The following is a 23,877-nucleotide window of genomic DNA, read 5'->3' as shown; positions in this document are numbered from 1 at the left end:
ACGGAATGAAGTCCAGACGGGATATGCAATCGCGCCGAAAAATCCCGCACGTGCCTATACGGAGCTAGGAGCGTGCCTTATCCGGCTTCGTTTCGTCCAGAGCAGCGATCGCTTCCTTCAGCGTGGCGACAACACGGGCGCGGTCCGCCGGCTCAAGCCGGGCCGTGTCCAGATGCAGGTCCAGTCCCGCCAGATGTTCGCTGAGAACGCGGCTCTTGTGATCGGTGCCGAGCATCAGCCCGTCTACGGCGTAGGGTACGATCTCCCGCTGGATGCCCTTCATGGTGATCGGCGGCAAAGGATGGGCATCGACGATATCCTTCACCAGCGCGTAGGTTTCGTAGCTGATGACGATTTCACCGCCTTGGGCGATCGATTGCAGGCGCGCGGCGAGGTTCGCTTCGGCACCGATGATCGTATAGTCCATACGGTCACTGCTGCCGAAATTGCCGACGTTGCAATAGCCGCTATTGATCCCCATACGCACCACGAAGGGCTCTTCCGTCCCGTTCCGTCGCCATCTCTCCTTGAGTTCGCCGAGTCGGCGCTGCATGTCGACTGCCATGCGCAGGCAAGCCTTGGCATCTTCTTCCGGCCCTCTGGTTTCGGGATCGCCGAAGAAGACCAGCATGGCATCGCCGATGAACTTGTCCACCGTGCCGCCGTGTTTGAGCGCGATCGTGGACATTTCGGTCAGATATTCGTTCAGCATCTCCGTCAGCGCTTCCGGCTGAAGACGTTCGGTCGTGGCGGTGAAATCCTTGATGTCGGAGAAGAAGATCGTCAGTCGCTTTCGCTCGGTGTGGACGACGACATCCTTCTGGCCGCTGAAGATGCTCTTGTAGATCTGCGGCGGGAGGTAGCGGGAAATTTTCAGGGAGACGCTGGCGAGGAACTCGTTAGCCGCTTCAAGATCGCGGTTGGCACCGTGGATGACGCGCGCCTGCTGACGCTGCAGAACAATGAAACTGATGCCGATGATGGCGACGAAGAAGAAATAACAGAGCAGGTATTTGAAGGCGAGAACGTTGCTCGCATAGGGCTGGCGGATGATGACTTCCTGAATGCCGCGCACATCGCCTACCTTCCAATCCTTCTTCGGACTTTCAGGATGCGTGTTATGACAAGCGACGCAAGCCTGGCCCATGATCACAGGCGTGATGAGCCGCAAGGTATCGGTGAATCCGGCGCGGGTGAGGTCGGTCAGCGTTTGGCTGGAATTGGCGCGCAGGGATGCGAGTGATGTCGTTTCGAAATTATCGAGATCGTGCGGCGCGCGATTCTTGAAGGGCAGGTCGGAGAGGAAGCGATAGGTGATGTTGGCCTGCTGCTCCCTGATGACGTCGCCGAGTTCCAGCGAAAGCGTGGCGGGCAGCGGAATGGCGCCGGGAATATTGGCGTAGTTGTGTGAGACGACTGTGCCGCTGACGTCGCCCGCCTGATGGGCGGCGAGCACCCTGCCGACGACATTGGCTGAATAATAGGAGCGTATGCTGGTGACGAGCGAACTCATGTCCCGCGCCTGCCGGCGCAACGCATTTTCGGAGAGGTCGCTGATATCGAGCCAGACGGCGAGCGGCAGCCCGGCCAGCATCGCCAGCACGACGGCGATCAGCCAATAGCCGCTTCTGCGGGCGGCAGAGGCCGAGTTTTCCGCAGTTCTTGCCGTGGTCTCTCCTTGCGGATCTGCCATGGCTCATCCCCTCGACAATAATCGAATTGTTAAATCCCCGAAGCACAAAAACATTTCGCCGCAGGCGCGGCAAGGCCAACGCTTAAAGGTCGGGCCAAAAGCGAGGACGGATCCCGAAGTAATTCCAGCTGTGTTGCCGCTGCACCTCGGCGAAAATGCGTAGTCGATGCCGACAGCCGGATACTGCATTGCCGACCGCTTTGTTTTTCAGCTTGTGAGCATGAGCGAATGGTCTTTGGCATTAAAGAGGCGTAGCCTGCTTGCGGCGGGTCGGCTCCCGGAGCCGGCTCGAGGGGAGGTCCGGAACGCATGACGCGATTGCAGCAGATCGGTGTGCTGATCGGCCTGACCATTGTGGCTGCGCTTACGCTGTTCCGGGCAAGCGATCCGCCTGTGCTGAAGCGGATCCGCGATGTTACCTTCGATGAGTATCAGCGCCTCGTGCCGCGCAGCTTTGAAGCGATGCCGGTCCGAGTGGTCGATATCGACGAGGCTTCCCTGCGGGAGTTCGGTCAGTGGCCATGGCCGCGCGACAAGCTGGCGACGCTGGTCGACCGTCTCTCCGACATGGGAGCGGCAGCCATCGCCTTCGACGTGATCTTCGCCGAGCCGGACCGGATGTCGCCGCGCAATGTAATTCAGGAGGTCGAGGGCGTTGATCCATCGCTTGCGGCACAATTGCCTGACAATGACGAGATATTCGCGCAGTCGATAAAGGGAAAGCCAGTCGTTCTCGGCTTCGGGCTCTCCAATGAAGGCAGCTACAAGCCGCAAGTGAAGGCCGGCTTTGCCTTTACCGGCGAAAGTCCGCTGACCGCGCCTCCGCATCTCAGCGCTTCCACGCCGCTCCGGCCGGGACTGGAGGCGAATGCCGCGGGGCTTGGCCATGTCAGTCTCAATCCCGGCAGTCCTTCATCAGTCGTCCGTGCGGTGCCGCTGTTCCTCAGCGATGGTGGACAGTTTTATCCCAATCTTGCGATCGAAGCGTTGCGGGTCGCGCAGGGCGCCTCAACCTATGTGCTGGCCGGCGCGCCGGACCGGGCAGGGATTATCACCTCGGCGAAGATCGGCGATTTCATCATTCCGCTGACGGCTGCCGGAGAGATTTGGCTTTATGTGACGCCGAACCGGGCAGAGCGTTATATCTCAGCCGGAAAGGTTCTTGCTGCCGGCGGAGTGGCCCCCGATGTCGTGGCCCAAATCGATGGCAGCATCATTTTCATCGGCACCTCGGCTGTCGGGCTGCAGGACATTCGCACGACAGCGCTCGGAGAAAATGTGCCAGGGGTTTCGCTGCAGGCGCAGACCGTCGAGCAGATCCTCTCGGGCCGCTACCTGTCGCGGCCGGACTGGGCCGACGGACTGGAAATTCTTGCGATCGCCGTGCTCGGCATCCTTCTCGTCATTATTACGACCTTCGTCAGTCCGGCCATGGCGCTGGTCTGCGGCCTGGCAATCACCGCCATGGCACTTGCCGCTTCGTGGTTCAGCTTTCTTTATGCCGGTCTGCTGTTCGATCCGCTGGCGCCGATCGTCAGCGGCTCCATCACGCATTTCGCGGCAACGTCGTTCCGCATCCTCGTCATCGACAGGGAGCGACGGGAGGTGCGGCGCGCTTTTGGCCATTACCTCTCTCCTTCGCTGCTGCATCGCATAGAGCATACGCCCGATGCGCTGAAGCTCGGCGGGGACGAGCGCGAGCTCACCATGATGTTCGTCGATGTGCGCAACTTCACCGAGATCAGCGAGAGGCTGACGCCGACCGCCGTCGTCCAGTTTCTCAATACGCTGCTCGATGCGCTGAGCCGTCATGTTGTCGGGAATGAGGGGACGCTCGACAAATTCATCGGCGATTCCATCATGGCATTCTGGAATGCGCCGGTCGATGTTTCGGATCATGCAGCAAAGGCGCTGCGAGCGGCGCTCGCCATGCGGGAGACACTCGCCGAGCTCAATGCAAGCGACGCGTTCGGTTTCGGCAGCGCTCAGCAGGTCAGGATCGGCATCGGCATCCATACCGGCCCTGCCTGCGTCGGCAATATGGGCGCGAAGACACGCTTCAACTATTCGGCGGTGGGCGATGCCGTGAATGTCGCGGCGCGCATCGAATCCTGCTGCAAGGAGGTCGGTTTCGATATCCTGATCTCCGACAGCACGGCACGGGCGCAAAGCGGGGCGGCGCTCTTGGAGGCAGGAGCTATTCCGCTCAAAGGAAAGAGCAGCCGGACGCGGATCTTTGCCGTGGTCGGCGACGAGAGGGTCGCTGTCTCACCGGAATTCGGCGCCTTGCATCTCGTCCACGAGAAGGTAATGGGCGCCTTGCGCGAGCATTCGAGGAACAGCCGCAAGCTGATCGGTGCGGCAAAACTCGCCGGGGTAAAGGTCCCGGCGGGCCTTACGGAATTCTACGAGCGGATATCGGCCAGGAACGACCATTTTCAGGAGGATATCGGTCTGCCGGAAAAGCAGGCCGTCGAATGATCAGTCACCGATTGCGGCTCCAGCCGCCGTTCCAGTCCCGGTTTCCGTTTCCGCCCCAGCCATGATTCCGATCACGATCCCGGTCTCTTCCCGCGCTCTGCTGATTATCAACGGTGTGGTTTTCATCGCCGCTTCTTTCCTGTCTGCTCGGCATATCCGGGTTGCTGTCTGTCCTTTCCGTGCGGCTTGGTCGGTCAGAGGCATCATGTCTGTCCGCACGATCGGATCTTTCGTGCCGACCCGGTCTTCCATGATCGTCATCGTGGTCATCTCTATCGTGCCTGTCCTTCCAGCCATGCTCGTCATGTTCGTGGTGCCAGTCGTCCCTGTCATGATGCGGTTTGTCGTGATGCGGTTTTTCCGGCCGCTGCTTCTGCGGTTCCTCCTGCTTCTGCGGTTGCGGAGGAGGCGCGGGATCCGGAGTGCGCTGCCGGAGTTCCTGACGAAGTCGGTCTTTCCGCTGGGGCTGAACCGAAGCCATTCGGCAACCGCCGAGCAGGCCGAGGCCGCCCGTTAAACTCTGATTGCCGGAGAGGAAGGGGAGGGCGCGCTGGTTGCCCAGTCTCTGCAGCACGCTGGTGTTGACAGGTTGCGCATCTGTCATGTTGCCGTTTGGCCGCGCGATGACGCAATCACACCGCTGCTGCAATTGCCGACAGCCGCCCGGCCCGCAGAAGCTGGCGGCGCCATTCAACAGCACAACTGCGGTTGTGCCGTCGGGGCCGACATAGAAATCGAAGGCGGTGCCGCGCACGCCGATCGTGCCGGCCGGCGTCTGGATCCGGTAGGCCGAGGACTTCGAATTGCCGCTGACCCATCGGAACGTGCCTTTCGCCGCCTTGATCGAGAGACGCTTGACGGAGTCGGAATCATCGAAGACATATTTGTCGATGACAACAGACGAGCCCCAGCCGACGGCAAGCTTGGTTCCGTCACGGAATATGAACTGGCCGAGCCCTGATTGCGAGGTGCGAATGCGCTCGTCGCGGTGGACCTCGTCATTGACGATAATTGGACCGGCTTGTCCCGTCACTTCAGTTCTGATGAGAGTTGCCTGGCCGACGGGCTCAGCCGCGTGTGCGGGCCATGCGCCTGAAAGCGCGAAGCAGCAGCTCGCGATCCATATGCTACGCCAACTCGACATCTAACACCCCATATATGGGAATATTAGCATTTCCTGTATGGCTGTTCTGCCTGCCCTGTTGGGTGAGAAAAGGATTATGCCGCATCTGCGAAGGGGCAATAGAGGCCGATGGAGGCTGCGTGCCTCCCGCCGTGTCAAAACAAACGCTCTTTCACGTCGCAAAAGAACCGTTGTGCCGCAATTCGATTTGCGATTTGTATGGCCACGACGAAAATGCCTTTGCCTGAAGGAGATGATGGCGGATGCGGAAATATTCGGTTTTTGCCGTAGCGCGGGAAGCTCTGCGCGGGCACAGGGGCTGGGAAAAGCAGTGGACTTCGCCGGAGCCGAGATCCGAATATGACGTGATCATCATCGGCGGTGGTGGGCACGGACTGGGCGCAGCCTATTACCTCGCCAAGGAGCATGGCATCACCAATGTGGCGGTCTTGGAAAAGGGCTGGCTTGGTGGCGGCAACACCGGCCGCAACACCACGATCATCCGATCCAACTATCTCTATGAAGAGAGCATGCATATTTACGAGCACTCGATGAAGCTCTGGGAAGGGCTGTCGCAGGAGCTCAACTACAATGTCATGTATTCGCCGCGTGGCGTGATGATGCTGTCGCATAATGTGCACGATATGCAGAGCTTCAAGCGGCATATCCATGCCAACCGGCTCTACGGCATCGACAACGAGTGGCTGACGCCGGAACAGGCCAAGGCCTATTGTCCGCCGCTCGATATTTCGGCGACGGCGCGTTATCCAATCAACGGTGCCGCCTTGCAGCGCCGTGGCGGTACGGCGCGTCACGATGCGGTTGCCTGGGGCTATGCGCGTGCGGCGTCCGACCGTGGCGTTCACATTATCCAGAATTGCGAGGTTACCGGCATTCGCCGCGGCCCTGATGGTCGCGTCACCGGCGTCGAGACCAACAGGGGCTTCATCGGCGCGAAGAAGGTCGGCGTCTCGGCTGCCGGCCACACGACCACAGTCATGAAGATGGCGGATGTGCGCGTGCCGCTGCAATCGAGCCCGCTACAGGCGCTGGTGTCAGAGCCACTGAAGCCTATCTTCCCCTGCGTTGTCATGTCGAATACGGTGCATGCCTATATCTCGCAATCCGACAAGGGCGAGCTCGTCATCGGTGCGGGCACGGACCAATATAATTCCTACTCGCAGACCGGCGGTCTGCAGATCATCACGCATACGCTCGACGCCATTTGCGAGCTTTTCCCGATGTTCCGCCGCGTCAAGATGATGCGCCAGTGGGGGGGTATCGTCGATAACACGCCGGACCGTTCAGCCATCCAGTCGAAGACGCCTGTTCCCGGACTCTACGTCAATTGCGGCTGGGGTACCGGCGGCTTCAAGGCGACACCGGGTTCTGCCAATCTCTTCGCCCATCTGATCGCCCGCGACGAACCGCACAAGTTCAATGCCGGGCTGACGCTGGAGCGGTTCCGCTCTGGCCGGCTGATCGATGAGGCGGCCGCTGCCGCCGTTGCGCACTGACACGAGGACAATCATGCTGCTGATCTACTGCCCTTACTGTCAGGAAGAGCGCTCGGAGCTGGAATTCCGGGGTGCCGGCGACGCCCATATCGCCCGACCGACCAATATCGCTTCGATCTCGGATGAAGAGTTCGAGGAATATTTCTTCCTGCGCGACAACCCGAAAGGCCTGATTTTCGAACGCTGGCGCCACATGCATGGCTGCGGGCGCTTCTTCAATGCGGCACGCGATACCGTGAGCGACAAGTTCATCATGACCTACAAGGCCGGCGAACCGAAGCCGGATATCGGCGCTGCGGCGGAACCGCATGCGCCGGTGGAAACCTACGAAGCTGTGGAAGGAGAGGCGCAATGAGCGGCGCGAACCGTATCGCCGGCAAGGGCCGGCTGACGCCCGCTAAAACCGCGCGCTTCACCTTCGACGGCAAAAGCTATACGGCGCTCGAAGGCGATACCGTTGCTTCGGCTTTGATTGCCCACGGTGTGCACCTTGTCGGCCGTTCGTTCAAATATCATCGCCCGCGCGGCATTCTTTCGGCCGGTGCCGAGGAGCCGAACGCGCTGATCGATGTCGCGCGCGACAGCGCCCGCAAGCAGCCGAATGTGCGGGCAACCGTGCAGGAAGTCTTCGACGGCATGATCGTGAAGTCGCAGAACCGTTGGCCGTCGCTTTCTTTCGATGTCGGCGCGGTTAACAACCTGTTCTCGCCCTTCTTCGCCGCAGGCTTCTACTACAAGACGTTCATGTGGCCGCGGGCCGCGTGGAAGCGTATATACGAGCCGATGATCCGGCGTGCTGCCGGTCTTGGTGTCGCTCCGACGGAAGACGATCCCGACCACTATGCCAGCCGTTATGCTCATTGCGACGTGCTGGTCGTCGGTGCCGGTATTGCCGGTCTTTCGGCGGCATTGGCTGCCGCAGAAGCCGGAACAAAAATCATCCTCTGCGACGAGCAGGCCGAAGCCGGCGGCGCGTTGCGCTTCGATGCCGGCGTTAAAGTGGATGGGATCGATGGCTATGCCTGGGTGCAGAAAACCCTTGCACGCCTGAAGGCCATGGAGAACGTGCAGGTCCTGACCCGCACTACGGCCTTCGGCTACTACAATCATAATTTCGTCGGCCTCGTCGAACGCGTCACAGATCATATCGCCCGCCCCGACCGCGATCTGCCGCGCGAGCGGCTGTGGCAGGTCCGCGCCAAGCGCGTCATCCTGGCGACGGGTGCTATCGAGCGGCACATGGTGTTTCCGAACAACGATCGTCCCGGCATCATGCTCGCTTCGGCCGGGCGGATGTATCTCAATCATTATGGCGTTGCGGTCGGCCAGAAAGTCGGCATCTATACGGCCCACGACTCTGCCTATGAGGCTGCTTTCGACCTGAAGCGGGCGGGTGTTTCGATTGCCGCGATCGTCGATGTCAGGCAAGCGCCGGGTGCAGCAGTATTGGCCGAAGCCCGTACGCTCGGCATCGATGTTTTGACCGGTCAGTCGGTCGTCAATACGTCGGGTGCGCTGCGCATATCGTCGATGACGGTGGCACGCAATGGCGGCGGTTCGGCGCGCAAGATCAGCGTCGATACGCTGCTTGTCTGCGCCGGCTGGACACCCTCGGTGCATCTCTTTTCGCAGTCGCGAGGTAAGGTTGCCTTCGATGCCGGGACGCAGCGTTTCCTGCCCGGCACCTATGCGCAGGATTGCCTTTCCGTCGGCGCCTGCAATGGCACGGATGGTCTGCAGCAGACCGTCGAGGAATCGATGGCCGCCGGCGAGTTGATGGCGCAGGCCGTCGGCAAAAAGGCAGGCAGCAAGATCGGCATTTCCGTCGAGCAGGCCTTCGACTGGACGGGCGGCATGATCGGCGCTGCCGAAGGCGCCGGACCGGAGACGAACGCCAAGGCTTTCATCGACTTCCAGCATGATGTCTGCGCCAAGGATATCCGTCTCGCTGTGCGCGAAGGCATGCATTCGATCGAGCACATCAAGCGCTTTACGACGAACGGCATGGCCTCCGACCAGGGCAAGCTGTCCAACATGCATGGTCTGGCGATTGCCGCAGAAACGCTCGGCAAGGATATCCCGCAGGTCGGCCTCACCACGTTCCGCGCGCCCTATACGCCGGTGACTTATGGTGCACTGATCTCGCATTCGCGGGGGCCGCTGTTTGATCCGACGCGCAAGACGCCGCTGCATGCCTGGGAAGAAGCCAAGGGCGCAGTCTTCGAGGATGTCGGCAACTGGAAGCGTGCGTGGTTTTATCCGCGCGCCGGTGAGACTATGCATCAGGCGGTTGCCCGCGAATGCCGCACGGCGCGCGAAGTTGCCGGTATCTTCGATGCCTCGACGCTCGGCAAGATCGAAGTCGTCGGGCCGGATGCCGCCGAATTCATGAACCTCATGTACACCAATGCCTGGGACACTCTGAAGCCCGGCAAGTGCCGCTATGGTATCATGCTGCGCGAAGACGGTTTCGTCTATGACGACGGCGTCGTCGGTCGTCTCGCCGATGACCGTTTCCATGTGACGACCACAACCGGCGGGGCGCCGCGCGTTCTCAACCATATGGAAGACTACCTGCAGACGGAGTTCCCGCATCTGAAGGTATGGTTGACCTCGGTGACGGAGCAGTGGGCTGTCATCGCCGTACAGGGACCGAAGGCGCGCGAGATCGTGGCGCCCCTGGTCGAAGGTCTCGACATTTCCAACGAAGCTTTCCCGCATATGAGTGTCGCCGAGTGCAGGGTGGCCGGTGTTCCGGCGCGCCTGTTCCGCGTTTCCTTCACCGGCGAGACCGGCTTCGAAATCAATGTGCCTGCCGACTACGGCGAATCGGTGCTGGAGGCTGTCTGGGCTAATGCCGAGCCACTTGGTGCCTGCGTCTACGGCACCGAGACCATGCATGTGCTGCGCGCGGAAAAGGGCTATATCATCGTCGGCCAGGATACGGACGGTACGGTGACGCCTGATGACGCCGGGCTCTCCTGGGCTGTCTCGAAGAAGAAGGCGGATTTCGTCGGCATTCGTGGCCTGAAGCGGCCTGATCTCGTCAAGGAAGGCCGCAAGCAGCTCGTCGGTCTGGCGACGAAGGATGCGAAGCTGGTGCTCGAAGAGGGTGCGCAGATTGTTGCCAACCCGAACCAGCCGAAACCGATGAAGATGCTCGGCCACGTAACATCGGCCTACTGGTCTGAAAATTGCGGTCGTTCGATTGCTTTTGCGCTGGTCGAAGGTGGTCGCAATCTCGTGGGTGAAACGCTCTATGTGCCGATGCCGGATCGGACCATTCCGGTCGAGGTGACGGATCTGGTGTTCTTTGACAAGGAAGGAGGCCGTATCCATGGCTGAGGTCGCAATTCGCAAGCCGGCTCTCTCCGGTCTCCTTGCCGGTTCGGCGACGGTGCGCCTGACGGTAGCACCGGTCGCGACCCGAATTTCGCTGCGTGCTCCGGCCGAATCCGTATCCGCGCTGTCTTCTGCGCTGGGGGTGACCTTGCCGACAGCACCCAAGACCTCCGGCAGTGCCGGAGGGCGTTCGGCACTCTGGCTGGGACCGGACGAATGGCTCGTTATTGATGAGACCGGCTCGGATCTTCTGTCGCTTCTTTCCGGCGCGGCCGCTCTTCATTCGGCGGTTGATGTTTCTCACCGCAATGTCGGTATTACTGTTTCCGGACCGGGTGCGGAGGTGACGCTGTCCGGCGGTTGTCCTCAGGATCTCTCTCTGGAGATTTTTCCGGTGGGCGCTTGCTCGCGGACAATCTTCGGCAAGGCCGAGATCGTGCTCTTCCGCACTGAGGAGGATACGTTCCGGGTGGAATGCTGGCGATCGTTTTCGGATTATGTCTTCGGGCTGCTTGCCGAAGGCGCCGAGGACGCGAGCCATTAAGGCCGCAAAGAACCTTAAGCGTCTTCCGGCCGATCTTTCGGGTCGAACTGGATGATGGTGATCCAGCGGGCGGTCAGTGCCGGCTTCTTTTCGTTCTCGATTTCGATCGAGACATCATAGGTCGTCATCAGCATGCCGGCGCCGCGGAAACGGGCGTCCGAGAGCACGAAATGGCCGCGAATGCGGGTGCCGCTCCTGACCGGCGACATGAAGCGGATCTTATCGAAACCGTAATTGATGCCCATCGTCTGCTCGCGCACCTTGGGCAGACAATTGTAATTCATCGTCGACAGCAGCGAGAGCGTCAGGAAGCCATGGGCGATGGTCCCGCCGAAGGGACTTCCGGCTGCTGCGCGAATGGGATCGACGTGAATGAACTGATGGTCGCCGGTTGCCTCGGCAAAGGCATCGATCATCTTCTGATCGATAAGGATCCAGTCGGACAGCCCAGTTTCCGTACCAACCAGTCCCTGGACTTCCGAGAGCGAAATTTCCTTGACCATGCATTCCTCGTAAAAAGCCGCAGCCGCAAAGCCTTATCCCGCATTCATGACGATTGCGATAATGATTCGCACGGGCGTGTTTCGTCGATCAATTTTCCACGAAAAAGGCGACCGAACGCGGCTCAACCGTGGCGCGGCCGCCGACTTTCCGTTCGCCATCCGGCAAAAGCTGGCGCCAGCTTGCTTCGCCAGCTGAGGGAAGCGTGAAGAGTTGATGCTGTCCGGAGCGGTTGAAGAGCACAGCGAGGCGGGTTTCTTTGCGGTTTGAACGATTGCCGGTCGCAAGGATCATGCCGAGGATGGAGAACGAGGGCGTTTCCCATTCGCCTATTGTCATCGGCTCGCCTGAGAGCGAAATCCATTCCACATCGCCGTTGCCGGAGAAGAAGGCTAGGTCGGAGAAGACCGAGAAACGGCGGCGAAGTGCGGCGACGAAAGCGGTATGGGCGATCAGGTCGTCGTCGAGCAGGTTCCAGTCGACCCAGGTGATCTCGTTGTCCTGGCAATAGGCATTATTGTTGCCGTGTTGCGTTCGCCCTCCTTCGTCGCCAGCCGTGAGCATAATGCTGCCGCGGCTGGCGAAGAGGGTCGAGAGCAGCGCCCTGACATCCGCCTTGCGGCGTTCCCGGATGACGGGATAGGCGGTTTCGCCTTCGACGCCGTTGTTCCAGGAATGGTTCTCGTTGTGGCCGTCGCGATTGTTCTCGCCGTTCGCCTCGTTGTGCTTGCCGTTGTACGATACGAGGTCCATGAGCGTGAAACCGTCATGGGCGGCGAGGAAATTGACACTGCGGGTCTCTGTTTCGCCGTTGGCCGAGAAGATGTTCGACGAACCGGCCAGCACGGTTGCGAGGGAGCCCGTCTTCCAGTCATCGCCACGCCAATAGCATCTGACGTCATCGCGGGCACGATCGTTCCATTCGAGGAAGGGCGGAGGAAAATTGCCGAGCTGATAGCCGTTTGGGCCGATATCCCAGGGTTCGGCAATCATGATGCGATCGGCGAGCAACTCGTCGGTGAGAATCCCGGCAAGCGTGCCGTTCCGGTCGAAGCCGTCTGCCGTGCGGCCAAGAACCGGAGCCAGATCGAAACGGAAGCCGTCGACGCCGGCATTGCAGACGAAATGGCGCAGGCTGTCGATGATGAGCCGCTGGACGTAGGGATGGTCGCAGGCAACCGTATTGCCGGTGCCGGTATCGTTGATGAGCACCGATGGCCGGTCCGCTACGTGGCGGTAGTAGCTGAGATTGTCGATACCGCGCAGCGATAGCGTCGTGCCGTAGCGATCGCTTTCGCCCGTATGGTTGAAAACGAGGTCGAGGATGACGGCGATGCCTTCTTCATGCAGCTTCGCCACTGTTTCTCTGAGCTCTGCGATGCCACCCGGCACGATACGCGGATCGAGTGCCATGAAGGCAACGGGATTGTAGCCCCAACCGTTCGTCAGGCCGAGCGGCGGCAGATGCCGCTCGTCGATCCAGGCGGTGATCGGCATCAGCTCGACGGCATCGACGCCGATGCGCTTCAAGTGAGCAATGACGGAGGGATGGGTCAGAGCGGCGACTGTGCCGCGCTGAGCTTCCGGCACGTCCGGATGCAGGATGGTGAAGGGCTTGACGGCCACCTCATAAATAAAGCCGCCCGGTCTGAGGAGCGGCTTCCGGATTTTGGCGGGCGTATCTTTGATGACGACAGACTTCGGGATCAGGTGCTGCGTATCTTCTCCGAAGATGCCGAGCCGCGGGTCGTAATGAAAAGGTCCATCGACGGCCTTGGCATAGGGATCGATCAGCAGTTTCGAGGGGTCGAACCACAGGCCGTGATCCGGAGCGTAAATGCCGTCAGCGCGGTAGCCGTAGCGCGCGCCTTCCTTGACTCCATCGACGAAGAGACGGAAGACATGGTCGCTGTCGCGGGCCATGGGGAGCCTCGCATATTCCTTGCCGTCATCGTCGAAGAGGCAGAGATCGATCTGCGCTGCATAATGCGACCAGACAGCAAATTCCACGCCCGTTTCGAAAACGATGGCACCGCCCTGTGCGGAACTGTTGCCCCCCATACGCCCCCCGGATCAGGTGATCACGGTCGGCTCGTTGCGTCCCGTGCGCTCACGAATGTTGGCGATGCTTTCGGCGGCCGCGATCAGATCGGCGAGCGCTTCCTGCGTTTCGATATTATGGCGAGTCGAATCCGGCTCGTAGCGCTCGATATAGACGCGCAGGGTTGCGCCAGACGTGCCGGTACCGGAAAGGCGGAAGACGACGCGGGAGCCGCCCTGGAAAAGGACGCGGATACCCTGATGTTCGCTGACCGACTTGTCGACCGGATCGTGATAGGCAAAATCGTCAGCCTTCTCGACGGTCAGGTCACCGAAGATCTTGCCGGGCAATGTGGAGAGCTGGCTGCGCAGATTATCGACCAGACCGTTTGCGGCATCGCTGTCGACGCCTTCATAGTCATGGCGGGAATAGTAGTTGCGGCCATAGGTCTGCCAGTGCTGGGTAACGATGTCCTGCACGCTTTCACCACGTACGGCCAGGATGTTCAGCCAAAGCAGAACAGCCCAGAGACCGTCCTTCTCGCGGACATGGTTCGAGCCGGTGCCGGCGCTTTCTTCGCCGCAGATCGTCGCCATGCCGGCGTCGAGCAGGTTGCCGAAGAATTTCCAGCCGGTCGGGGTCTCGTAAATGCCGATGCCGCGCTTTTCAGCCACCCGGTCTGCCGCGCCCGATGTCGGCATGGAACGTGCGATACCGGCGAGGCCGCCGGAATAGCCGGGCGCCAGGTTGGCGTTGGCAGCGAGGATGGCAAGGCTGTCGGACGGGGTGACGAAAATGCCGCGGCCGATGATGAGGTTGCGGTCGCCGTCGCCATCGGATGCGGCGCCGAAATCGGGCGCGTCTTCGCCCATCATCTCGTCATAGAGTTCCTTGGCATGAACGAGGTTCGGGTCCGGATGATGGCCGCCGAAATCCGGGAGCGGCATGAAGTTGCGGACGGAACCCGACGGAGCACCAAGACGGTTTTCGAAGATCTCCTTGGCATAAGGGCCAGTGACGGCGCTCATGGCGTCGAAGGCGATGCGGAAGCCGAGGCTGATCAGATTGCGGATCGCGCCGAAATCGAAGAGCTCTTCCATCAGTGCGGCATAGTCCTCGACCGGGTCGATGACCGAGAGGATCATGCCGCCCGGCAGCTCTTCCTTGCCGATACGGTCGATATTGACGTCGGCGAAGTCGGCGATCTTGTAGCTTTCGATCACCTTGGAGCGGGCGAAGATCGCGTCGGTGATCTTTTCCGGCGCCGGACCGCCATTGTTGACATTGTACTTGATGCCGAAGTCTTCGGTCGGGCCGCCGGGATTGTGGCTGGCCGACAAGATAATGCCACCGAAGGCTTTGTATTTGCGGATGATATGGGAAGCTGCCGGGGTTGAGAGAATGCCGCCCTTGCCGACCATGACCTTGCCGAAGCCATTGGCGGCGGCCATCTTCACTGCCTTCTGAATGACTTCGCGGTTGTAGTAGCGTCCGTCGCCGCCGATGACCAAACACTTGCCCTGATAACCTTCGAGCGAATCGAAGATCGACTGGATGAAGTTTTCCGCATAGTTCGGCTGCTGGAAGACGGGAACCTTCTTGCGCAGACCCGAGGTGCCAGGCTTCTGGTCCTGATAGGGCGTGGTTGGAACGGACTTGATCATTTTAGGTCATGCCTTTCGAGACGAGGCTTGAATACAGGGCAACATAACGTTCGGCGCTCTTCTCCCAAGAGACATCCGACTTCATGCCCTGCTTTTGCAATTGGGTCCAGACTTTTTGATCTGCGTAAAGGTGCATGGCGCGGCGCAGTGCCTGTAGCATGCTTTCTTCGTTTACCGGTGCGAATTGTATGCCTGTCGCCACCTTGGCTGCAAGTGCGGCATGATTGGCATCGATCACCGTATCGTTGAGACCACCGGTGCGCGCCACGATCGGTACACAGCCGTAACGCAAGCCATAAAGCTGGGTGAGGCCGCAGGGCTCGAAGCGCGACGGGATGATGATGGCGTCGCAGCCGGCTTGCATGAGGTGCGACATCGGCTCGTTATAACCGATGGAAACACCAATGCGACCGGGGTTGCGGTGGGCGGCAGCCAGCAGCGCGCCTTCAAGGGCCGCTTCGCCGGAACCAAGCACGACCAGCTTGCCGCCGAGGGCGACGATCCTATCGGCAGTGCTTGCGACAAGATCCATGCCTTTTTGCCATGTGAGCCGGCTGATGACGCAGAAGATCGGCGCGTCGTCATGGTCGAGATGGAAGAACTCCTCGATTGACCTGCGGTTTTCCAGGCGGTTCTTCAGCGTCGTCGGACCGTAATGGGTGTGGACGACCGGATCGGTCGCCGGATTCCAGATGTCGGCGTCGATGCCGTTGACGATGCCATACAGCGCGTCGCGGCGACTGGCGATGACGCCTTCCAGGCCCATGCCGAATTCCGGCGTCAGAATTTCATCAGCATAGGAGGGGCTGACTGTGGTGATAGCCGTAGCGGTCTGCAGGCCACCCTTAAGGAAACCGACCGTGCCGTAATATTCGATGCTTTCGGTAGCGAAAGCGTGGGGCGGCAGACGAAGGTGTGGGAAGATATCGGCGCCGAACTGACCCTGGAAGGCGATGTTATGGATCGTCAGAATGCTCGGCAGTTCTGGCGTCGGATAATAGCGCATATAGACCGGCACCATGGCGGATTGCCAATCGTGCGCATGCACGAGATCCGGGCGCCATCCAGGCAGCAGGCCTGCAGCGATCTCGGAGCCTGCCAGCGAAAGGGCTGCGAAGCGGCGCCAATTATCGGGATGATCCTTGCCGTTCGTATCGAGATAGGGACCGCCGGGACGATCGTAATAGGCAGGAGCATCGAGGACGAGAATATCGAGACCCTGATGCTCGGCCTCGAGCACGCGTGCAGGCTGGCCGAGAAGATCGGAAAACTCCAGCCGGACGGCCGGATTTTGCAAGAGTTTCATGACGCCGGGATAGCCGGGCATGAGGGTCTTGGTTTCGATGCCAAAGGATTTGAGGGCTATTGGCAGGGCGCCCGCCACGTCGGCAAGGCCCCCTGTCTTGATCAGGGGGAAGACTTCGGACGAAACCGAAAGAACTTTCATAAGTCAGATATCCAGCTTGTCGATCATCGGTTGCGTGATCAGGCAAATCCCGCTTTCCGTCCGTCTGAAGCGCCGAGCGTCGAGTTCGGGATCCTCGCCGACGACCAGACCTTCCGGAATGACGACACCGTGGTCGATCACAACATCCTTGAGCTGCGCGCGCCGGCCGATCTTCACATTGGGCAGGATGACCGCTCCTTCCAGCTTGGAGAAGGAGTTGGCCCGAACGCCGGTGAAAAGAAGGCTCCGGTTGAGGCTTGCGCCCGAGATGATGCAGTCGCCGGCAACGACGGATGACGTTGCCGAGCCGCGGCGGTCCTCATCGTCATGGACAAATTTCGCCGGCGGGGTGATCTCGGCATAGGTCCAGATCGGCCAGGACTTGTCGTAGATGTCGAGGGCGGGGACGATCGCGGTCAGATCGATATTGGCCTGCCAGTAGGCGTCGATCGTACCGACGTCGCGCCAATAGGGCTCATGCTCGAAATCGGAGCGGACGCAGGACTCGGCGAAGCGGTGAGCGACCGCCTTACCGTGCTCGACGATATAGGGGATGATGTCTTTGCCGAAGTCGCGGCTCGAAGTCGGATCAGCGGCATCGCGGCGGAGTGCCTCGATGAGGAACTTCGTGCGGAAGACGTAGATGCCCATGGAGGCAAGAGCGAAATCCGGCTTGTCCGGAATACCAGGCGGATCGGCCGGCTTTTCGATGAAGGCGAAGATCTCGTCCTTCTCGTTCACATGCATAACGCCGAAACCGACCGCCTCCATGCGCGGCACTTCCAGGCAGCCGATCGTCACGTCCGCGCCGGAATCGACATGCTGCTGGAGCATGTATTCGTAGTCCATCTTGTAGACATGGTCGCCGGCAAGGATGACCATGTATTCGACGCCGTAGTCCTCGATGATGTCGATGTTCTGATAGACGGCGTCGGCGGTGCCTTCGTACCATTGCGTTTCGGAAACGCGCTGGGAGGCGGGCAGGATGTCGAAGCTTTCATTTCGCTCCGGACGGAAGAAGTTCCAGCCGCGCTGCATGTGGCGGATCAGGGAATGCGCCTTGTACTGGGTAGCGACGCCGATACGGCGGATGCCGGAATTCAAAGCGTTCGACAATGCGAAGTCGATGATGCGTGCCTTGCCGCCGAAATAGACGGCCGGTTTGGCGCGTCGATCAGTCAGTTCCTTGAGGCGGCTTCCCCTGCCGCCGGCGAGAACATAGGCCATTGCATCGCGGGCAAGTGGCTGAATGCGTTTTTCTACCATTTTCTCCTCCCACCAGTCACTAATTCTCGGGTTCAAGCATGATCGTCGCCAGCGGCGGCAGGGTTATCGAGCAGCTTATCTCGCCGCCGGCATCGACGGCCTGCACGCGCCCGCCGTTGCCTTTTCCGCTGCCGCCATAGATATCGGCATCGGTATTGAGGATTTCCCGCCAGCGTCCGGCAGAAGGCAGCCGGATCGAGTAGTTCTCGCGATAGACGGGTGTAAAGTTGCTGATGACGGCCACCGGCTTCTGGCCGGGTGCCTTGCGCAGCCAAGCGAAAACCGAGTTCTCATAATCGTCGGCGATCAACCATTCGAAACCGTCGCCTTCGCAGTCGCGCGCATGGAGCGCCGCCTTGCTGCGGTAGGTGAAGTTGAGATCGCGCACGAGGCGGCGCATGCCTTCGTGCATACGATATTGCAGGAGGTTCCAATCAAGCGACTTGTTTTCGCTCCATTCGCCCCATTGGGCAAATTCCTGGCCCATGAAGAGCAGCTTCTTGCCGGGATAGCCCCACATGAAGGCATAGTAGGCACGCAGATTGGCGAATTTCTGCCAGTCGTCGCCGGGCATCTTGGCGATCAGGGAACCTTTGCCGTGCACGACTTCGTCGTGGGACAGCGGCAGGACAAAGTTTTCCGAATAGGCGTAGAGAAGCCCGAAGGTCAACTCGTTGTGGTGATGCTTGCGATGCACCGGTTCGCGGCTCATGTAGCTCAGCGTGTCGTGCATGAAGCCCATGTTCCACTTGAAGCCGAAGCCAAGGCCGCCTTCATGGACCGGCTGGGAAACTTTCGGCCAGGAGGTCGATTCCTCGGCGATGGTCATGACGCCGGGATGTTCGCCGTAAATGCGGGTATTGAGGTTCTGCAGGAAGCGGACGGCTTCGAGATTTTCATTGCCGCCATATTCGTTCGGAATCCATTCGCCGTGCTTGCGCGAATAGTCGAGATAGAGCATCGAGGCGACCGCATCGACGCGCAGGCCGTCGAGATGGAACTTCTCCGCCCAGTAGAGCGCGTTGTTAACGAGGTAGGATACGACTTCGGTGCGGCCAAAATTGTAGATCGCCGTATTCCAGTCAGGGTGGAAACCCTTGCGCGGGTCTTCGTGCTCGTAAAGCGCAGTACCGTCAAACCAGCCGAGACCATGTTCGTCGGTCGGGAAATGTGCCGGTACCCAGTCGAGAATGACGCCGATGCCGACCTTGTGGCAGCCATTGACGAAACGGGCGAAACCTTCCGGCTCACCGAAGCGGGCCGTCGGGGCGTAGAGCCCGGTCGTCTGGTAACCCCACGAGGGATCATAGGGGTGTTCGGTGATCGGCAGGAATTCGATATGGGTGAAGCCCATATCGACGCAGTAAGGGATGAGGCTCGAGGCGAGTTCGTCCCAAGACAACATGGAGCCGTCCTGCCGGCGCTGCCACGAACCCGCATGAACCTCGTAGATGCTGATCGGCTGCCGGCGCTTGTCGGTTTCGCGCCAGTGTTTCAAATGCTCTTCGTCCTGCCATTCCTGTGAGAGCTCGGCGGCTGTTACAGAAGCTGTTTTCGGGCGAAGTTCGCTGCGGCGCGCAAAGGGATCCGCCTTCAGAGGCAGCAGAACGCCGTCATGGCCGCGGATTTCGAATTTGTAGGGAACGCCGAGCGGCACGTCGGGAGCGAAGATTTCCCAGATGCCGCTGTCGGAACGGAAGCGCATAACATGACGCCGTCCGTCCCAGTTATTGAAATCGCCGACGACGGAAACGCGCTGGGCATTGGGCGCCCAGACGGCAAAATGGATGCCGGTCGCGCCCTCATGCTTGATGCGGTGTGCGCCCATCTTGTCGAAAAGCCGCAGATGAGAACCCTGCCTGGCGTAATAATCGTCCATCGGGCCGAGTACGGGACCAAAGCTATAGGCGTCCGTCACCGCCCATTCGGCGTCGGCGCGCCGGGCGCGATAGCGAACCGGCTGCAGTTTCGTAACGGAAACCTCACCGCCGAAAATACCGTCAGCGTGGAGCTGGTGGAGATCGCCGATCGGCGTCCCATCCAGCGTCATTGCCGTGACTTCCTCGGCGCCCGGAAGGAAACACCTGGTGATGAAGGTCCCGCCGGCCTGGTGCACGCCCAGGACGGCAAAGGGATTGGCATGCGAGCCACTGAGGATTGCCGCGATTTCGTCTGCCGAAATTTCCCAGGGAAGCTTCACTTCAGGGGCGGCTTTCGGCGACTTCATCAAGCTCTCCAGATCTCTTCTGCATATTGCCGGATCGTACGGTCGGAAGAGAACCAGCCCATCCGCGCCGTATTGTTGATCGTCTTCTCATACCAGGAGGACTGGTTGGTCCAGATCTGGTCGACTTCGCGCTGGGCGGCGGCATAAGCATCGAAATCGCCAGCCACCATGAACCAGTCGTGGGAATAGATGCCGTCGATGAGGGCGGCGTAGCGGTTGCGATCGTCAGGGGAGAAAACGCCTGAGCTGATGGCGGCAAGTGCCTGAGACAGCTCACGCGAGCCTTCGATGATCGCACGAGGATTGTGGCCCTCGCTACGGATCTTGGCGACTTCATCGGCCTGCAGGCCGAAGATGACGATGTTGTCTTCGCCGACATTGTCGCGCATCTCGACATTGGCGCCGTCGAGCGTGCCGATGGTCAGTGCACCGTTCAGGCCGAACTTCATGTTGCCGGTACCCGATGCCTCCATACCGGCGGTCGAGATCTGCTCGGAAAGGTCGGCGGCCGGAACCATGACTTCGGCAAGCGTAACGTTGTAATTTGGCACGAAGACGACCTTCAGCAGGCCGCGGACCGATGGGTCGTTGTTGATGGTGCGGGCGACGTCGTTGATGAGCTTGATGATGAGTTTGGCGTTGTAATAGCTCGGCGCAGCCTTGCCAGCGAAGAGTTTTACACGCGGCACCCAATCCAGCTCCGGATGCGAGCGGATCTGATCGTAGAGTGCAACGGCTTCGATGATGTTCAGGAGCTGGCGCTTGTATTCGTGGATGCGCTTGATCTGGATGTCGAACATGGCCGAAGGATCGAGCTTCACGCCCATGCGGCTGGCGACGAGATTGGAGAGCGCAACCTTGTTGGCGCGCTTCACGGCCGCGAATTTCTGCTGGAAGCTCGGGTCGGTGGCGAATTTGTCGAGCGCGCGCAGCTTTTCGGCGTCGTCGAGGAATTCGTCGCCGATCGCCTCGCGCAGCAGGCCGGTCAGGCCGGGATTGCACTGCTGCAGCCAGCGACGGGGGGTGATGCCGTTGGTCTTGTTGTTGATGCGGTCAGGATAAAGCTTGTGCAGATCCGCAAAGACGGTGACCTTCATCAGGTCGGTGTGCAAAGCCGAGACGCCGTTGATCGAGTGCGAGCCGACGAAGGCGAGGTTGCCCATGCGCACGCGACGCTCGCCGCTTTCGTCGATCAGCGAGATCGAACGGATTTCCGTGTCGGAGAAATTGCGCGTCTTGCGCGCCTCGATCAGGATCTTGGCGTTGATCGCATAGATGATCTGCATGTGGCGCGGCAGCAGACGCTCGAAGAGCGGAACCGGCCAGCTTTCCAGCGCTTCAGGAAGAAGCGTGTGGTTGGTGTAGGAGAAGGTGCGGCGGGTGATATCCCACGCCGTATCGAAATCCAGGCCATGCACGTCGCAGAGCAGACGTGTCAGTTCGGCGACGGAAACGGCTGGGTGGGTATCGTTGAGCTGGATCGCCACCTTGTCCGGCAGGGATGTGAAGTCGTCATATTGTTGCAGGTGACGGCGCAGGATGTCCTGCAGCGAGGCGGACGAGAAGAAATATTCCTGGCGCAGGCGCAGTTCCTGGCCGGCAGGCGTCGCATCGGCCGGGTAGAGAACCCGGGTCAGGCTTTCGGCCCTGTTGCTTTCGCGCAGCGCGCCGATATGGTCGCCGGCGTTGAAAGCGTCGAGCAGGATCGGGTCGATCGGCTGGGCCGACCAGAGGCGCAGCGTATTGACGCGCTTGCCACGCCAGCCGACGACAGGTGTGTCGAAGGCGGCGGCAATGACGCGCTCGGCCGGCTTCCAGACGTAACGCGGTTGCTCGTCATGGCCACCGATGACCTCGATCGAGCCGCCGAAGCCGATTTCGTAGGCGCTTTCGCGGCGTTCGAATTCCCAGGGGTTGCCGTGCGCAAGCCAGTTTTCCGGCAACTCGACCTGCCAGCCATCCGCCATCTGCTGACGGAAAAGGCCGTGGACGTAGCGAATGCCGTAGCCGTAAGCCGGGACATCCACAGTTGCCATCGACTCCATGAAACAGGCGGCGAGACGACCGAGACCGCCGTTGCCGAGGGCAGCATCCGGTTCGAGGCCGGCAATGACGTTGATATCGACGCCGAGCGAAGCAAGTGCGTCCCTTACCTCTTCCATCAGGCCGAGGTTGGAGACGGCATCGCGCATCAGGCGGCCGATCAGGAATTCGAGCGACATATAGTAGACGCGCTTGGCGCCGGTTTCGTAGACCTTGCGGGTGGATTCCATCCACTTGTCGATGATGCGGTCACGCACTACGAGAATGGTTGCCGTCAGCCAGTCGTGCGGCTTGGCGACCTTGGCATCTTTGCCGATGCGGTAGGTCAGACGCTCGATGATTTCCTCGGCGAGGATTTCTGGTCGGGAACTGCGCGGAGCTGGTGAGAGAATGATCGGCTTCGAAACAGTATTCATGGTCAGGTCTCGCCAATTTTGATTTGGTTACAGTATCTTACGCCTGCTTCAATCGATTTGTCGCTCAAGCTGACAGGGCAGTTTATGCACCGTTATCACGCACTTGCAACAAGGGAATTGGACAAACGAAAAATTTGCGGAACCTTCATATTCGAGCGGCTTAAGGGACTTGATTTCAATCGGTTTTCCCGATCTGATGGGGTTGAATAGCTTTAAACGAAAAGCCGCCTCCGTTTGTTCCGGGGCGGCTTTTTGATTGTGAGAACGGAGCTTTGATTACTGCGTCAGCAGGGTTTTGTCGGCCGCCGCGTTCTGCCCAATGGCCTGGAAGGCGGCAATAAGGTCGTTCATACTTTCTGCCTGGAAGTAGTAGGTGGGGCCACTGGCGCACGTGCTCAGGAGGTTTTTTCCCGCTTCGGGGGCCATGAATGCGATCGAATAGATCTTGATCCCGTCCTTTTTAGCATTGGCGCAGGTGGCCAGCGTCTTTGTGTCGGACGAAGAATTGTTGTTTTCACCGTCCGTCATGAAGACGATATATTTAGTTAGCTTGTTGTTGCCGGCATCAGCCTGAATTTTCGACTCCGAGCCTCCGCCTATCGAATTCAGGCCATTATAGGCTTTCTCCATCGGCACTGACGATTCCGTGTTGCCGCCTGCCGACATCGTATTGATGACTTCGGTCCTTGTCTTGGAAGTGCCCCAGTTGAAGCTATTAGAGTCCTGGATGGTGCCGCTCCAGGCGATTGCGTTGGTGCGAACGTATTTGGATTGCGGGTCGGCCTTGTCCAACTGATCGAGAAGGAGGTTGGCAGCCGTCTTCAATGCGTCAATTTTCTTAATATAGCACGGGCTCTTCTCGCCGATCGACTGACCGCTGGTATTGTATTGCTTGCAACTCGTTGTCGGCACAATCTTGGTGCCGGTATTTGCGAGCATCGAGCCGGATTCGTCGAGAACGAGCGTCATGGAAACCGCGCTACGCTCCTGGCTGATGCCGCCTGTTGAGGTGCCTGCCGCCGCTATATTGGACGTTTTAAATCCGAGCACGTTCATGAATGGTGTCAGGCTCAACGGATAGGACGCATTGACCGAGATCTTGTAGCTTTTGCCGCCTGACGAGGTTGTCGTGTTGATGGTCACGGCCGTCGATGTTTCCAAAGCACTGATAGTTGCCGCATCCACATAGTTTGCCATCTGGCCGATCACGAAATCCTTGGCGAGGGTCTTTGCCTGATCGTCGGTGGTGACCTTGCCGGCAGAAAGTGCGGACGCTGCTGCAAGAGCTCCGGCATCGGCTGCTTCTTGAAGCTGGCGCTGCGAAGCCATGATGTTCATGGTATCAATCGCGAAGCCTGCGGCACCGACGAGCACCGGCAGCAATATTGCCGTCATCATACCGAAATTGCCGCCACGGTCGCGCCGCAGCCGATCAAGAAGCGAATGCAAGGTGTTCATCATGTCCACCGGTTTAAAAGGAGCGCTATGTTGTCGCTATCGATGGATCAGATGACTTTAATGGCCGCTGAAGGCGTTGCCTAAAATTGTAGGCAAGTGGCTGTTTTTTCCAGT

At 59.8% G+C, this 23,877-nt stretch carries 15 protein-coding genes; 5 read left to right on the top strand and 10 right to left on the bottom strand.

What is annotated here, in order from left to right; translation table 11 throughout:
- Window positions 1-64: 64 nt before the first annotated feature.
- A complete protein-coding gene (locus JNB85_RS16240) occupies window positions 65-1,693 on the bottom strand; it encodes an adenylate/guanylate cyclase domain-containing protein (RefSeq protein WP_220335358.1) in 1,629 nt (542 codons plus the stop codon).
- Window positions 1,694-2,002: 309 nt separating this feature from the next.
- On the opposite strand from JNB85_RS16240, the gene JNB85_RS16235 reads away from it, so the two are divergent.
- A complete protein-coding gene (locus JNB85_RS16235; protein ID WP_220335357.1) occupies window positions 2,003-4,174 on the top strand; it encodes a CHASE2 domain-containing protein in 2,172 nt (723 codons plus the stop codon).
- 4 nt (window positions 4,175-4,178) lie between these two features.
- Here JNB85_RS16235 and JNB85_RS16230 read toward each other — a convergent pair whose 3' ends face one another.
- Window positions 4,179-5,318 carry a FecR domain-containing protein gene (locus tag JNB85_RS16230; RefSeq protein WP_220335356.1) on the bottom strand — a complete coding sequence of 380 codons (1,140 nt, stop codon included), beginning with the start codon at window positions 5,316-5,318 and terminating at the stop codon, window positions 4,179-4,181.
- Window positions 5,319-5,560: 242 nt separating this feature from the next.
- Between JNB85_RS16230 and JNB85_RS16225 the strand changes: the two genes are divergently transcribed.
- Genes JNB85_RS16225 through JNB85_RS16210 form a run of 4 tightly spaced genes read left to right on the top strand, consistent with a single transcriptional unit; the run spans window position 5,561 to window position 10,700 of the window.
- A complete protein-coding gene (locus JNB85_RS16225) occupies window positions 5,561-6,814 on the top strand; it encodes a sarcosine oxidase subunit beta family protein (protein ID WP_220335355.1) in 1,254 nt (417 codons plus the stop codon).
- Window positions 6,815-6,827: 13 nt separating this feature from the next.
- Window positions 6,828-7,169 (top strand): sarcosine oxidase subunit delta, encoded by a 342-nt coding sequence (locus JNB85_RS16220; protein ID WP_183748619.1) that lies wholly within the window; start codon window positions 6,828-6,830, stop codon window positions 7,167-7,169.
- Window positions 7,166-10,159 (top strand): sarcosine oxidase subunit alpha, encoded by a 2,994-nt coding sequence (locus tag JNB85_RS16215; protein WP_220335354.1) that lies wholly within the window; start codon window positions 7,166-7,168, stop codon window positions 10,157-10,159. Before JNB85_RS16220 ends, JNB85_RS16215 begins: the two co-directional genes overlap by 4 nt.
- Window positions 10,152-10,700 carry a sarcosine oxidase subunit gamma gene (locus JNB85_RS16210; protein WP_220335353.1) on the top strand — a complete coding sequence of 183 codons (549 nt, stop codon included), beginning with the start codon at window positions 10,152-10,154 and terminating at the stop codon, window positions 10,698-10,700. Before JNB85_RS16215 ends, JNB85_RS16210 begins: the two co-directional genes overlap by 8 nt.
- A 14-nt stretch (window positions 10,701-10,714) precedes the next feature.
- On the opposite strand, the gene JNB85_RS16205 is transcribed toward JNB85_RS16210, so the two are convergent.
- From JNB85_RS16205 to JNB85_RS16170, 8 genes are all read right to left on the bottom strand, one after another.
- Window positions 10,715-11,203 carry a MaoC family dehydratase gene (locus JNB85_RS16205; protein ID WP_220335352.1) on the bottom strand — a complete coding sequence of 163 codons (489 nt, stop codon included), beginning with the start codon at window positions 11,201-11,203 and terminating at the stop codon, window positions 10,715-10,717.
- 88 nt (window positions 11,204-11,291) lie between these two features.
- Window positions 11,292-13,262 carry a glycogen debranching protein GlgX gene (gene glgX, locus JNB85_RS16200; protein WP_220335351.1) on the bottom strand — a complete coding sequence of 657 codons (1,971 nt, stop codon included), beginning with the start codon at window positions 13,260-13,262 and terminating at the stop codon, window positions 11,292-11,294.
- A gap of 12 nt (window positions 13,263-13,274) precedes the next feature.
- Complete coding sequence (locus tag JNB85_RS16195) at window positions 13,275-14,906, bottom strand: alpha-D-glucose phosphate-specific phosphoglucomutase (protein ID WP_220335350.1); 1,632 nt, start codon at window positions 14,904-14,906, stop codon at window positions 13,275-13,277.
- A gap of 1 nt (window position 14,907) precedes the next feature.
- A complete protein-coding gene (glgA, locus tag JNB85_RS16190; protein WP_220335349.1) occupies window positions 14,908-16,353 on the bottom strand; it encodes a glycogen synthase GlgA in 1,446 nt (481 codons plus the stop codon).
- 3 nt (window positions 16,354-16,356) lie between these two features.
- Window positions 16,357-17,619 (bottom strand): glucose-1-phosphate adenylyltransferase, encoded by a 1,263-nt coding sequence (gene glgC / locus JNB85_RS16185; RefSeq protein WP_220335348.1) that lies wholly within the window; start codon window positions 17,617-17,619, stop codon window positions 16,357-16,359.
- A 19-nt stretch (window positions 17,620-17,638) separates the two neighbouring features.
- Window positions 17,639-19,846 (bottom strand): 1,4-alpha-glucan branching protein GlgB, encoded by a 2,208-nt coding sequence (glgB, locus tag JNB85_RS16180; protein WP_220335347.1) that lies wholly within the window; start codon window positions 19,844-19,846, stop codon window positions 17,639-17,641.
- Window positions 19,846-22,305, bottom strand: coding sequence for a glycogen/starch/alpha-glucan phosphorylase (locus JNB85_RS16175; protein WP_220335346.1), 2,460 nt, complete (start codon window positions 22,303-22,305; stop codon window positions 19,846-19,848). Before JNB85_RS16175 ends, glgB begins: the two co-directional genes overlap by 1 nt.
- Before the next feature lie 276 nt (window positions 22,306-22,581).
- Window positions 22,582-23,766, bottom strand: a complete 1,185-nt coding sequence (locus tag JNB85_RS16170) for a vWA domain-containing protein (protein ID WP_220335503.1) — start codon at window positions 23,764-23,766, stop codon at window positions 22,582-22,584.
- Window positions 23,767-23,877: the final 111 nt, after the last annotated feature.

It is taken from the genome of Rhizobium mesosinicum (assembly GCF_019511345.1).
Classification (GTDB): Bacteria; Pseudomonadota; Alphaproteobacteria; order Rhizobiales; family Rhizobiaceae; genus Rhizobium; species Rhizobium mesosinicum.
Note: the sequence above shows the minus strand (reverse complement) of the source record. Positions and strands in the feature narration are given on the sequence as shown.